This window comes from Lebetimonas sp. JS085 (genome assembly GCF_000523295.1).
Classification (GTDB): domain Bacteria; phylum Campylobacterota; class Campylobacteria; order Campylobacterales; family Nautiliaceae; genus Lebetimonas.
Genome location: NZ_ATHR01000001.1, coordinates 250,109 through 263,031 on the forward strand (window position 1 = coordinate 250,109; position 12,923 = coordinate 263,031).

Annotated in this window: 15 protein-coding genes; 4 read left to right on the forward strand and 11 right to left on the reverse strand. The window is 32.2% G+C overall.

Going from position 1 to position 12,923, the window contains the following annotated elements; translation table 11 throughout:
* Positions 1 to 69: 69 nt before the first annotated feature.
* Genes hisB through DZ68_RS0101345 form a run of 4 tightly spaced genes read right to left on the reverse strand, consistent with a single transcriptional unit; the run spans position 70 to position 3,403 of the window.
* Positions 70 to 639 carry an imidazoleglycerol-phosphate dehydratase HisB gene (gene hisB, locus DZ68_RS0101330; protein ID WP_024786897.1) on the reverse strand — a complete coding sequence of 190 codons (570 nt, stop codon included), beginning with the start codon at positions 637 to 639 and terminating at the stop codon, positions 70 to 72.
* On the reverse strand, positions 640 to 1,326 hold the full coding sequence (locus DZ68_RS11285; RefSeq protein WP_024790534.1) for a septal ring lytic transglycosylase RlpA family protein: 687 nt from the start codon (positions 1,324 to 1,326) through the stop codon (positions 640 to 642). It lies immediately after the preceding gene.
* Entirely contained in the window at positions 1,323 to 2,657 is a 1,335-nt protein-coding gene (locus DZ68_RS10400; protein WP_024790535.1) for a lytic transglycosylase domain-containing protein, read from the reverse strand. Before DZ68_RS10400 ends, DZ68_RS11285 begins: the two co-directional genes overlap by 4 nt.
* Positions 2,654 to 3,403: a TatD family hydrolase gene (locus tag DZ68_RS0101345; RefSeq protein WP_024790536.1), complete on the reverse strand. Its 750-nt coding sequence runs from the start codon at positions 3,401 to 3,403 to the stop codon at positions 2,654 to 2,656. Before DZ68_RS0101345 ends, DZ68_RS10400 begins: the two co-directional genes overlap by 4 nt.
* Positions 3,404 to 3,498: 95 nt before the next feature.
* Here DZ68_RS0101345 and DZ68_RS0101350 point away from each other — a divergent pair, with 95 nt between their 5' ends.
* Entirely contained in the window at positions 3,499 to 4,815 is a 1,317-nt protein-coding gene (locus DZ68_RS0101350) for a malic enzyme-like NAD(P)-binding protein (RefSeq protein WP_024790537.1), read from the forward strand.
* Positions 4,816 to 5,075: 260 nt separating this feature from the next.
* Positions 5,076 to 5,591: a molybdopterin adenylyltransferase gene (gene mog, locus DZ68_RS0101355; RefSeq protein WP_024790538.1), complete on the forward strand. Its 516-nt coding sequence runs from the start codon at positions 5,076 to 5,078 to the stop codon at positions 5,589 to 5,591.
* Here the strand turns inward: mog and DZ68_RS0101360 are convergent.
* Together DZ68_RS0101360 and rpiB are read right to left on the reverse strand one after the other, a co-directional pair.
* The gene (locus tag DZ68_RS0101360; RefSeq protein ID WP_024789134.1) at positions 5,586 to 5,918 is read right to left on the reverse strand and encodes a hypothetical protein; all 333 of its coding nucleotides are present in this window, start codon (positions 5,916 to 5,918) and stop codon (positions 5,586 to 5,588) included. The genes mog and DZ68_RS0101360 overlap by 6 nt on opposite strands.
* Entirely contained in the window at positions 5,908 to 6,336 is a 429-nt protein-coding gene (gene rpiB / locus DZ68_RS0101365) for a ribose 5-phosphate isomerase B (RefSeq protein WP_024790539.1), read from the reverse strand. Before rpiB ends, DZ68_RS0101360 begins: the two co-directional genes overlap by 11 nt.
* A gap of 41 nt (positions 6,337 to 6,377) precedes the next feature.
* On the opposite strand from rpiB, the gene DZ68_RS0101370 reads away from it, so the two are divergent.
* On the forward strand, positions 6,378 to 7,154 hold the full coding sequence (locus DZ68_RS0101370; RefSeq protein WP_024786905.1) for a pyridoxine 5'-phosphate synthase: 777 nt from the start codon (positions 6,378 to 6,380) through the stop codon (positions 7,152 to 7,154).
* Here the strand turns inward: DZ68_RS0101370 and asnB are convergent.
* The gene (gene asnB, locus DZ68_RS0101375; RefSeq protein ID WP_024790540.1) at positions 7,149 to 8,888 is read right to left on the reverse strand and encodes an asparagine synthase (glutamine-hydrolyzing); all 1,740 of its coding nucleotides are present in this window, start codon (positions 8,886 to 8,888) and stop codon (positions 7,149 to 7,151) included. The genes DZ68_RS0101370 and asnB overlap by 6 nt on opposite strands.
* Before the next feature lie 41 nt (positions 8,889 to 8,929).
* On the opposite strand from asnB, the gene DZ68_RS0101380 reads away from it, so the two are divergent.
* Positions 8,930 to 9,724, forward strand: coding sequence for a hypothetical protein (locus DZ68_RS0101380; protein ID WP_024786907.1), 795 nt, complete (start codon positions 8,930 to 8,932; stop codon positions 9,722 to 9,724).
* Positions 9,725 to 9,935: 211 nt separating this feature from the next.
* Here the strand turns inward: DZ68_RS0101380 and DZ68_RS0101385 are convergent, their stop codons facing one another.
* The 4 genes from DZ68_RS0101385 to DZ68_RS09840 are packed head-to-tail and all read right to left on the reverse strand — an operon-like array spanning position 9,936 to position 12,918.
* The gene (locus DZ68_RS0101385) at positions 9,936 to 10,424 is read right to left on the reverse strand and encodes a hypothetical protein (protein WP_024786908.1); all 489 of its coding nucleotides are present in this window, start codon (positions 10,422 to 10,424) and stop codon (positions 9,936 to 9,938) included.
* Positions 10,421 to 11,323, reverse strand: coding sequence for a radical SAM protein (locus DZ68_RS0101390; RefSeq protein WP_024786909.1), 903 nt, complete (start codon positions 11,321 to 11,323; stop codon positions 10,421 to 10,423). The genes DZ68_RS0101385 and DZ68_RS0101390 overlap by 4 nt, the downstream gene beginning before the upstream one ends.
* Positions 11,324 to 11,368: 45 nt before the next feature.
* Complete coding sequence (locus tag DZ68_RS0101395) at positions 11,369 to 11,893, reverse strand: YqhA family protein (protein WP_024790541.1); 525 nt, start codon at positions 11,891 to 11,893, stop codon at positions 11,369 to 11,371.
* Complete coding sequence (locus DZ68_RS09840; protein ID WP_035908003.1) at positions 11,893 to 12,918, reverse strand: aspartate-semialdehyde dehydrogenase; 1,026 nt, start codon at positions 12,916 to 12,918, stop codon at positions 11,893 to 11,895. The genes DZ68_RS0101395 and DZ68_RS09840 overlap by 1 nt, the downstream gene beginning before the upstream one ends.
* Positions 12,919 to 12,923 lie beyond the last annotated feature (5 nt).

A 12,923-nucleotide genomic window follows, 5' to 3' on the forward strand; every position in this document is an offset into this window, starting at 1 on the left:
CCTTTAATTTTTCACTTTAAACTTGGCTTTTGGCAACTCACTACTCACTACTCACAACTCACCACTCACTTATATAACCCCTTTTGTAGAAGGCACTCCGCTTTCTCTAAACTCAAGAGCCCTTCTAAGAGCCAGGGCAAAAGCTTTAAAAGCCGATTCGACTATATGATGTTTATTCGTTCCTCTTTTATAAATTATATGTGCACTTATTTTAAAATTAAATACCAAAGATTTAAAAAATTCTTCCACAAGTTCTAAATCAAAATCTTTTATTGCTCCGTCTATTGGCATTTCATAAACCAAATAAGGTCTGCCTGAAATATCCATAGCAACCTCAACTGCGGCTTCATCAAGAATTGCCACGGAATTTGAAAATCTTTCAATATTGTTAATCGGAAAAACTTCTTTATTTAAAGCCTGCCCTAAAACAATTCCGACATCTTCGACACTGTGGTGATAATCCACAAAAATATCACCTTCGCAGAAAATATTCATATCTATTCCGCTGTGTTTTGAGAAGGCTTCAAGCATATGGTCAAAAAAACCTATCCCCGTGGAAATTTCAGATTTTCCGCTCCCGTTTATGTTAACACTGATTTCTATATTTGTCTCTTTTGTTTTTCTTTTTATTTCAGTCATCTAATCTCCTACAATAAATCCGTTGATATTATTTTGAAGCTTAAATTTTTTGGCTTCGTTGTAACTTTCAAATCCGGTAATAAAAACTTTGTTTAAACCGTTTATAGTTTTAATAACCGTATTATAACCTAAATTTTTATATTTTTTAGCTGTAATTTCAGCCCCCTCATACCTTTGAAAAGCACCGATTTGAATCATATATCCGTTTACATAATCTTTTCCTTTAAAACCGACAACTTCCACTCTTACAGGTGCGGTTCCTGTAGCATCTATTCCGATTTTTTTGGCTGCCGCATAACTTAAATCTATAATTCTTCCTTTTACGAAAGGGCCTCTGTCGTTTATCCTTACAATTACACTTCTGCCGTTGTTTAAATTTGTAACTTTTACCATTGTGTTCATAGGAAGTGTTTTATGGGCTGCGCTATATTCATACATATTGTAAATTTCACCGTCACTTGTATATTTTCCGTGAAAATTAGGTCCGTACCAGCTTGCTGTCCCCGTTTGTGTCCATCCGATTGGAACATGTTTTTTTGGAATATAAACATTACCGTTTACGGCATAAGCTTTTTGAGTCGCCTTTTTAGCCCCGGGTGTCGGATAAACCACTGTTTCATATTCTTTTTCGCTGCAACCCGTAAAAATAAGCAAAATTATCCCTATTAAAAACACTGTTTTTTTCATTTAAACTCCTGAGGAATTTTTAACACTTCTCCTATTCTTATTAAAGAAGATTTCAAATTGTTAATTTTTTTAATTTTATTAAAACTCACGCCGTATTTTCTGGCAATTTTTCTTAAAGAATCGCCTTTTTTAACCTTATAACTGACAAACACGGAATTTAAAGGGATTACAAGCTTCTGACCTATATGCAAAAATTTTCCTATTTTATTAAAATCCCTGATAAGTCTTATTTTAGTATCAAATCTTTTTGCTATTTTACCTAATGTATCCCCTTTTTTTATTTTATACACAAAAAAATGTTTTTTAGGATTAAAATGCAGCTTAAAATATGCAAGCTTTTCATAAGGAATATAAATATAATATTTATAAGGGGGTGTAAAAATATAATTCAGATGATAATTATGTTCCCTTAAATCTTTTAAAGAAACATGTAAAAGTCTGCTTACATATATAAGGCTTGTTCCGGGAGGCACTTCAACCTTTTCCCACGAAGCCGTTACCCCGCTGTTTAAAAGATAAGAATTCGAATATTTAATAAATTCATCACTGTTAAACAAAAAAGACATTGCCAGGATTTTTAAAATATATTTTCTTGTTTCTTTAGGGAGATACTGCCTTTTTAAACCTCTTTGATACTTTAACAGTCCGTTCAGACTTAAAGGCTCTTTTTTTAATTTCAAATAAAGTTTATGAAGAGGGGCATAAGCATATCTTCCGTGTCTTTGATAATTTTTAATTATTTTTCTGTATTTTTTAATTGTTTTATCTCTTTTACATTTTTTCCCCAGTTTTTTACACAGTTTATCCACTTTTGCCCTTACCACGGCCTCTACAATTCTGGCTTCCCCGGCATTATAAGCCATAACGGCCAGATACCATTTGCCAAAAAATTTATGCAAATTTTTCAAATATTTAATTGCCGCTTTTGTGGATTTTACAGCATCTTTTCTTTCATCGACATATTCGTTGATTCTGAGTCCGAATCTTTTGGCGGTAACGGGCATAAACTGCCAAAGTCCTATGGCTCTTTTATTTGACTTTGCGTCTATATTCAAGTAACTTTCTGCAAATGCGACAGAAATAAGCTCTTTTGGAATTTTGGAGGATATTATCTGATTTCTTATAAGAGGCAGATAATCATATCCGTTTTCCAAAAGATTTAAAAAATAGCTTTTTTTCCTTTTTGAATAAATTTTATATAAATAATTTAATTTTTTATTGTTTATAAAACTGTTTTCAATATCCAAACTGTTTAATATTTGAATATTTTTATTAGTATATAAATCTCCATACAAAAAAACGGCTATTATAATAATTAAAAATTTTTTCATAATTTAAAAATCCTTTTAGCATTATTGGTTGTAATATTTTCAACCTCTTCAGGACTGAGATTCCAGAGTTCACTGATTTTATCCCTTACATAAACAGTATACATAGGTTCGTTTCTTTTACCTCTAAACGGATGAGGTGTGAGATATGGGGCATCTGTTTCTATAACCACTTTTTCTTTTGGAATTTTTGGAAACACATTTACAAGTTTTTTAGCATTTTTAAATGTAATAACCCCGCCTATTCCGTAATAAAACCTATCAGAAAATCTTAAAAGCTGCTCAGCCGCGTTAAAACAGTGAAAAACCCCCTTTATTTCAGGGTTATTTTCAATAATCTCTTGGGTATCACTTGTTGCATCTCTTACATGAACAATTATAGGTTTGTCATATTCCTTTGCAATATCAATTTGTGCCTGAAACATTTCTCTTTGTTTTAGACGCTGCTGTTCATCTTTTACCCAATAATAATCAAGTCCTATTTCCCCCACCGCAACGCATTTTGGATGATTTATATGTTCAAGCAGCAGTTTTTCTTCATATTTATCTATATCAACAGGATGTATCCCGACGGCAAAATAAATTTCATAATATTTCTCGGCTAAATCAACAGCCCTTGGTAAATCTTTAGGATCTGCCGCCGGAATTATAAATTTTTTAACCCCTGCTTCCTCTGCTCTTTTAATTACTTCATCAATATCATTTATAAATTTTTCATTATCCAAATGAGTATGTGTATCTATTATCATACTGCTTCCTTTTGTAACATTATCTTATAAAAAAGTATATATAGTTGTAAAGAATAGTAACTTTTAACTATAATTGTACAAAAAAAGGAGATTAAATGGCAAATAGACCAACTTTTACAAGAGAGGAAGCCTTAGAATACCATGCAAAACCGGTCCCTGGTAAAATTGCAATAGAAGTTACAAAACCTGTTAAAGATTCAAAAGACCTTTCAATCGCATATACCCCGGGAGTTGCTATTCCATGTCTTGAAATAGATAAAGATGAAAACCTGGCATACGAATATACCAATAAAGCAAACCTTGTAGCGGTAATTTCTGATTCTACTGCGGTTTTAGGGCTTGGAACATTAAAACCGGTTGCAGGTAAACCTGTAATGGAAGGGAAATCAGTATTATTTAAAAAATTTGCTTTTGTTGACGCATTCGATATAGAACTTCAGGTTCACGACATTGACGAAATTGTTAATGTAAGCTGGGCAATGGCGCCAACATTCGGAGGAATAAATCTTGAGGATATTAAAGCTCCAAAATGTTTTGATATAGAAAAAAAACTTCAGGAAAAATGCGATATTCCAATCTTTCACGATGACCAACACGGAACAGCAATCATTTCAGGTGCGGCTATAATTAACGGAGCAAAACTTACAGGCAAAAAATTAGAAGAGCTCAGAGTAGTAATTATAGGTGCAGGTGCCGCCGGACTTGCCGCTGCTGAAATGTATACGGCTCTCGGAATTAAAAACATAGTTCTTGTTGATTCAAGAGGTGCAATTACCACAAGAAGAACCGATTTAAATAAATATAAAGAGCCTTGGGCTGTTGATGAAGATATAGTTACACTTGCAGATGCCTTAAAAGGCGCAGATGTGGTGGTTGGGAACTCTGCTGCAAACTGTATTTCTCAGGAAATGGTAAAAACTCTAAATCCAAACGCCATGCTTTTTGTTATGGCAAATCCAGACCCTGAAATCAAACCCGAACTTGCACTGGAAGTCAGAGATGATTTAATCATAGGAACAGGAAGAAGCGATTATCCAAACCAGATAAACAATGTTTTGGGATTCCCTTACATATTCAGGGGTGCGCTTGACACACACGCAAAAGCGGTAAATATGGAAATGAAAATTGCAGCCTGTCATGCTTTGGCCAATCTAGCTCAAAAGAAAGTTCCTCAATATGTAAAAGATGCATATAACGGAGCTGATTTGAAATTTGGCAAAAGTTATATCCTTCCTAAACCGTTTGACAGAAGGGTATTTGTTGACGAATCTGTAGCAGTTGCAAGAGCGGCACTCGAAACCGGCGTTGCAAGAATAAAAGTTGACAATATAGACAAATGGGTAGAAGGATATAAAAACCACCTAATTAATATGCTAAAAGAAAAAGAAGGAATCGATTACTACGCCGAATAATTCTTTTTCCCCTTCTTTTAAAACCTATAAAGATGAATTAAAAATAACTTCAAAGAAAAAAATGACAGCTCAATGCTTCATTTTGCTAAAGCACCACTCAAATTTTGCTAAAAATTGCAAACAGCTACGCAGCCCTTACGGGTTGAGTGCAATTTTTTTAACGCAAAATTTTCGTTAAATTACACAACGCTATCATTTTTTTTCTTTTTCGTTAAATAATTTAATCTTCTTTTGATATAATTTATAAAAAAGGTTTTTTTATGCTAAAAATTGGTATTGTTACAATGAGCGACAGGGCAAGTGCCGGAATATATGAAGACAAAAGCGGAAAAGAAATAGAAAAATTTTTAAATGAAAATATACAAAATGAATTTGAAATTATTTACAGACTGATTCCCGACGAGTTTAATGAAATTGTTAACACTTTAAAAGAATTAATTTCCCTTAAATGCTCTTTAATTTTGACAACAGGAGGCACGGGGCCCTCACCAAGGGACGTAACACCGGAAGCAACAAAAGAAGTAATAGAAAAAGAACTGCCGGGATTTGGGGAACTTATGAGAATGCATTCATTAAAATATGTACCGACTTCAATTTTGGCCAGGGGAATTGCAGGGGTTGTCAAAAACACATTTATTTTAAATCTTCCGGGAAGCCCAAAAGCGATAAAAGAAAATTTAGAAGCGGTATGGGCGGCAATTCCGTATGCCGTTGATTTAATCGGAGGTGATTATATTGAAAGTAAAAGTGCTTTCAGACCCAAAAAAAAATCATAAAAGTGCTTCAATTTTATTTTCAAGGTCTTTAATCTTTTTCTTAAGCTGCTCATTCTCTATTCTGTATTGGGAATTTCTGTTTTTTACAGCTTTTAAATCACTTTTTAACTTATTAATTTCATCTTCAAGCAAAGACAGATTTCCAAGGGCCCTTTGAAGCTGAATCTGATATTTTTTTATCAGTAATTCCGCTTCTGAAAGATTTTCTTCCAATAATTTTTCGTTTTCATTAGTTTTTTCCCACAAATGTTTATAATAAAACATTTTAAATATTAAAAATAAAATAACTAAAATTGTAATTGATAAAAAAATCCAGTTAAATATCAATTTTTTTTACCCTTCTTTCGTGTCTTCCGCCTTCAAATTCATGGGTCAGCCAAGCTTCGAGAATAGATTCCGCTACACCCAAACCTACAATCCTGGCACCGAAACATAGAATATTGGCATCATTATGGCGTTTTGCCATTTCAGCCGTATAATAATCATGACAAAGAGCGGCTCTAATACCTTTATGTTTATTTGCAGCCAGACTCATTCCAATTCCGCTGCCACAGATAAGTATCCCTTTTGTTCCGGGATTAGCCAAAACCGCTTCGGCTACTTTATGCGCATAATCAGGATAATCCACGCTTTCTTTTGAATAACACCCCAAATCCTCTACATCTATTCCTTTTTTTTGCAGATACTCTATTACAAAAGGTTTTATTTCAAATCCCGCATGGTCTGTTCCGATAAAATACTTCATATACTTCCTTTTTGATAAAATTATAACAAAAAAGGAATAAAATGAAACTCGGAGTAAATATAGACCATATTGCAACATTAAGAGAAGCCAGAAAAATAAACGAACCGGACCCACTAATGGCTCTTGAAATTTTAAAAGAAGCGGGAGCCGACCAGGTTACAACCCATTTAAGGGAAGACAGGCGCCATATTAACGATTTTGATGCTAAAAGAATAATTGAAAGCAGTTTTTTACCGGTTAATATGGAATGCAGTATTAATGAAGAAATTATAGATATAATATGCTCTTTAAAACCCCACAGAGCGACAATAGTGCCTGAAAAAAGAGAAGAGGTTACAACGGAAGGCGGACTTGATCTGTTTAAAAATGAAAAAAGAATAATTAATGCCATAGAAAAATTACATAAAAATGATATTGAAGTTTCCCTTTTTATAGACCCGGATTTTGAACAGATTAAAAAAGCAAAAAATTTAAATGCCCAAATGATAGAATTTCACACAGGAAGATATGCAAATTTACATTTGGCGCTTTTTAGCAACTTAAATCATACACCTAATAAAGTTTTTGAACAAATGGATAGAATTACACTAAAAAAAGAATTAGACCTTGAACTTGATTTAATAAAAGACGCTTCAAAATTAGCAAAAGATTTGGATTTGGAAGTGGCCGCAGGGCACGGACTTAATTATCAGAATGTAAAAGAAATTGCAGATATTCCCGAAATAACCGAACTGAATATAGGTCACAGCATTATCGCCAATTCCATTTTTATGGGATTAAAAGAAGCCATTATTAAAATGAAAGAAATTATTTCATAAAAACTCCTTTTCATACCATCTGCTGAAAAGATATAAACTCCATAAATGCTGTTTATATCTCTTATGGCCTGTTTTTATAATTTCTTTTAAATATTCTTCGTTAAAAATTTTATTTTTTCTATTTATATCAACAATTTTTTTCAGTTCGTTTTCTTCTTTTAACCACTCCAGAAAAGGAAAAGCAAATCCCTTTTTTCTTCTGTTAACAATTTCTCCGGGCAGATATTTTTGGGCTATTTCTTTTATAATCCATTTTTCACTTCCTCTTAAATTTTCTTCTAAAGAAAACACAAAATTCACCAAGTCCCTGTCTAAAAAAGGGCTTCTTGTCTCTATAGTATTACTCATAAACATTTTATCAAGTTTATTTAGTAAAACTTCTCCAATCCATACTTTCAAATCAAAATAGGTAAAATCAAAACTGCCCCACCCTTTTAAAAACCGTTTATAATCAACCTCTTTTGCCCTGACTTTCAAGACCCTGTTTATCTGCCTTTGAAAAAAAGTTTCGTTTATTCCCCTGAAAACATCTTCATTTGCAAAAAACCGCCTGAAAACCTCCCACTCTTTTATATCTTCATAATGCCTCTCAAGATATTTTTTAAGCCATTTTTTATTGGGCAGATATGCGTTTAAAAAACCTTCATATTCTTTATATCTTCTGTAGCCCAAAAACAGCTCGTCACTCCCCTCACCGCTTAAAACAACTTTTAGCGGGATATGTTTTGCAAGAAACCTTGCGGCAAAAAAACTACTGTCAGCAATCGGCTCGTCCATATAAAAAAGAGTTTTTTCAAAATTTTCAAAAAAATTATTTTTAGTAAAATTCACTTCAAAATGCTCTGAATTAATATGCTTTGCCGCAATTTTTGCATAATTTCTTTCATCATAATTATCATATCCATCATAACCGACGGAAAAAGTTTTAAGCTTTTGGAATTTAGAAGTAATTGCCCCGATAAGACTGCTGTCCACCCCTCCGCTGAGAAGCGAACCAATTTCAACATCCCCCTGAAGCCTTTTTTTTATGCTTTTAATAAGCAATTTTTCAACTTCTGTACAAACATTTTCCTTTTTCCATTTTCCATCGTGGCCGCTTTTCAAGCAGCCAGATGAGCAAGGCTCATTTTCCACTCTTTCAAAGTCGTACCATATTTTTATTTCTCCGTCATAATAACAACCCGCCGGAAGTTTATAAATTTCCTGATATATTGTATTGGGAGCGATGGAAGAATTGTATGCAAGATACTCAGCCAATGCATTAAAATTTAATTTCTTCCCTGTAAAAGGCAATATTGCTTTAATTTCACTTGCAAAAATACCTGTTTTTGTAAAATAAAGAGGCTTTTTACCAAATTCGTCTCTAAATAAAAAAAGCTTTTTGTCATAAACTGCAATTGCAAACATACCCTCAATTTTTTTCACAAAATCCACTCCAAATTTTTCCCAAAGCTTTGCAATTACTTCTATTTCAGTTTTTACATTTAAATTATATTTTTTTATTAAATTTTTATAATTATAAATTTCGCCGTTAAATACAAAAATCCTGTTTTCTACTTTTAAAGGCTGCATATTGATATTTACATTTTCAATTGCCAAACGGTTAAATCCGAAAACACCGCTTCTGAATTCAACAATATTTTGAAAATCCCTGCCTCTGTGAATCATCAAATCAAGGGCTTTCTTTACTTTTTTTAAATCATAACTGCCTATTATCCCAAATATTGCACACAAAATATTCCTTTTTTGATAGAATTCTAACAAAAAGGAAAGAAATGAAAGAAGTTTTCAAATATACCTTTATAACATTTGCGCAGTGGCAAAAATTATTATTTGTTATTTTGATTGTATCAATTTTTACGCTCATTGAAGCATATCCCGTAATCAGTATTATCGGATTTATTTTAGAAAAAATAATATATTTAAGTATAGGCGGTTTTTTAATTTATCTTGTAAACAACACAAAAAATACAGACGAATATTTCCATAATTTAAAAATTCAGCCGATAAGCAGTTTTTTATTCCATTTTATCCCTACCGCAATCGGAATTTTAACAGGTAATTTTATCATTATTTCTTTTTGGGCTTTTTTATTTGTAATAATTTTACAATTCAGCGGGAGCATGTATCTAATGGCAGATCCGCATTCATTTTTAATAAATCTTGAAAACGCTTCTTTCATTGCTCAGATTATGCTTGGAATTTATTTAATTTATTTACTTTTTTTCAGTTATATTTTTCTCGGTAAAATAGGGGAAGCTTTGAATAAAAGTGATTTTAAAGGCTCTTTTATTTCCATAATAAGTTCTTTAGTAGATTTTAGATTTTGGATAAGAACATTCAATTTCAGATATTTTATAATTTATCTTATCTGGTCTGTAAGTATTTTAATAATTTATTCAATTCTTTCATTTGCTTATTTATTTTATATTTTTCCTACAATTGCATTAAATCCAAATATAAGTTTATTAGTAATTCCTATTTTTGTAGGAATCACCACATTTATTAGCTATTTTACGTTTTTCTGTGCCCATTTCAGTTTTGTTACTACAAAGATTAATTGGCATTAACTAAAAAAATATAACGAAAAAGTAAAAAAATGACAGCGTTGCGGAATTTAGTGAAAATTTTGCGTTTAAAAAATTGCATTCAACCCGTCAGGGCGCTTGCGTTTGCAATTTTTAGCAAAATTTAAGTGGTGCTTTAGCAAAATGAAGCATTGAGCTGTCATATTTTTATCTTTAAAGTTATTTTAAAAATAATTTTTTTAATCAGTACAGATTAATTATTAAATTTTTTTTTATAAAAAATCAGGTAAGCAAATGTTACTGCAGGTACGACACTTAAGCCAAAAAGAAAACTTAATACATCAAATCTGTTTGATTTGCTTAAATATAAAAATCCTGCAACCAAAAAAACATATCCTAAAATCCTGATGATATTCATTCCGCCTTTAAAATTAAGTAAAATTGCCTCATACCATTTTAATCTGTTTTTTTTATATTTTTTAACTTCAATCTCTTCTTCATCGTCCATATTATGCGGGTCTTCATATTTTTTTAAAATATCCTCTCCTACATTGCCGTTTTGAAGATTATGCTTAACCATTCCGGCATAACCGAGAAAACTTCCTAAAATTATAAGTGAAGTCGAAAAAAAGGCAATCTGGGTATTATACAGCCAAAGCAAATTATTTTCCAAAAAACAAAAAACAATAATCCCCACATCCACTGCAAAAAGGATTTTAAAAACATTAAAAAATTCTTTCATACATACGCCTTATAAAATTTTACTCCGCCAACCCAAATTTCTTCAAGCATATTTTCTTTAATCAAATCATTAAAAATTTTTAAAGTATGCTCATCCAAAATATTTTTTACATCACTTTCACTAAAAGGTCTTTTTTTAAGTGTTTCAATAAGTTCTTCTTTTGTCAGATTTTCTATTTTATAATTAATTTTATCTCTTGTTGGAATAAAAATATTTTGATTTTTAATATTTTCTGCAAGTTCAAAAAGTTTCTCTATACTTACACCCTCAACATTATAAGCAGGGGGTCTGTCTATTGTGGATATATCTACCCTATCCGGCTTAATATTCGCCAAAACTTTGTTTAATTTTTTAAATTCCTCATCTTTGTCATTTATACCTTTTACCACCAAAATTTCTATAATCAGTTCACTTTTGTAAATTTTCCTAAATTCAATAATTCCTTTTATAATCTCTTGAATATCGATACCTTTGGCTGGTCTGTCAATTTTTTTGAAAATATTTGGGCTTACGGCATCAAGGGAAAGTTTTACAATATCAAGTTTTTTTAAGGAATTTTGAGTTTCTTTTTTCATAATGGTGGAAGAATTACTTAAAATTAAAAGTTTTTTATTTAATGTTTTTAATTTACCGATAAGTTCATCTAAATAAGGATAAAGAGTGGGTTCACCGTTACTTGTAACAGTCAATACATCAAACTGGTATTTTTGTACTGCATCTTTTACTTCATTAAAAATATCATCTACTTTTGGAGGATTGTCATAATTATTAACCGGTTTAGCCGGAGATAATTCACAGTATATGCAGTCAAAATTACATCTTTTTTTATCAGGGCTTAAATCAATTCCAAGGCTCATACCAAAACGGCGGGAGGCCACAGGGCCGAATATATATTTCATATTTCACTTCCATTTTTCATTATACATTTTTCATTATACATTTTTTTAATGAGCTCCTTTATGCATATAATAAAGTGCAAGGGCTAACGCTAAAATACTGCCGGCAAGATAAAGCATTTCAAGGGGTGTTGAAAAATTCATATGAATTACTTTTTTAAAAAAGCTTACAATCAACACCATTACGACAACTTTTCCGAGTTTGTCTTTAAGCTCATCTAAACTGTGAATTGCAAGAATTTTACTTCCTGTTTCACTTCCTTCTGCATCATCAATTTTGGAAATAAAAAGTTCATATAGCCCAAATGAGAATAAAAGCATCACCACCGCAATCAAATACAAATCAACAGCACCTATAAGCCCTCCTATAAGCAGTGAATGGAAATTTTGGGGATGATAATGCGCAAAAAAGAATTTATAAGTCACAACCACCATATCCCAGACATCATAACTCGCAACCGCAAATAAAGCTATTGCACCGAACATTCCAAAAATTACCGCCAGTATTACTATTATCCGGCTGTTCCAAAGGGTACTTTCAAAAACTGCTTCAATTAAATTTCTTTTTTCCATTATTTCTCCATTTCTATCCATTTTTTTGCAATTCTCACGGCGTTTGTTGCAGCACCAACCCTTAACTGATCTGCAACATTAAAGAAATGAAGAATATTATCATCATATAAATCTTTTCTGATTCTTCCCACATACACATAATCGGTATCCGTAGCAATTACAGGCATAGGATATTCATTTTTTTCGGGATTGTCTATTACCTTTACATCTTCAAAATTTGCCAAAACTTCCCTTGCCTTTTCAACAGACACTTCTTTTTCACAATAAATACTAATGGATTCACTATGGCTTCTAAGAACCGGAACCCTCACGCAGGTTGCAGCCACTTTAATATCAGAATGTAATATTTTATTGGTTTCATTTACCATTTTCATCTCTTCTCTCGTAAAACCGTTATCCATAAATTTATCTATATGGGGAATTACATTAAGTGCAATCTGATATTGAAAAACTTCCCTTTCTTCCACTTTTTTATCCAATTTGAAATTAAAAACCGCCCTCATCTGTTCCAGCAGCTCTTCCATACCTTTTTTACCGGCACCGCTTACAGCCTGATAAGTGGCCACATCCACCCTATTTATATTAAATTCTTTATGCAGCGGTGCAAGAGAAATCACCATTTGAATAGTCGAACAGTTGGGATTGGCGATAATTCCTGTTTTTTTCCATAATGCAATATCCCCGGAATTCACCTCAGGTACAACCAAAGGAACATCCGGATTCATCCTGAAATAACTGGTATTGTCTATTACAACAGCCCCCGCTTCGGCTGCACACGGTGCAAATTTTGCACTCACACTCCCTCCCGCAGAAAAAAAAGCAATGTCAATTTCTTCTTCTTTGAATACATCACAGGTTAATTCTTTTACTTTTAATACATCACCTTTAAATTCAACCTCTTTTCCAACACTTCTTGCACTTGCAAGGGGAACAAGCTTTTTTACAGGTATTTCATATTCTTCTATAGCCCTTAACAACTCTTCTCCCACCGCTCCTGTCGCTCCTACTACTGCTACGTTAAACATTAATT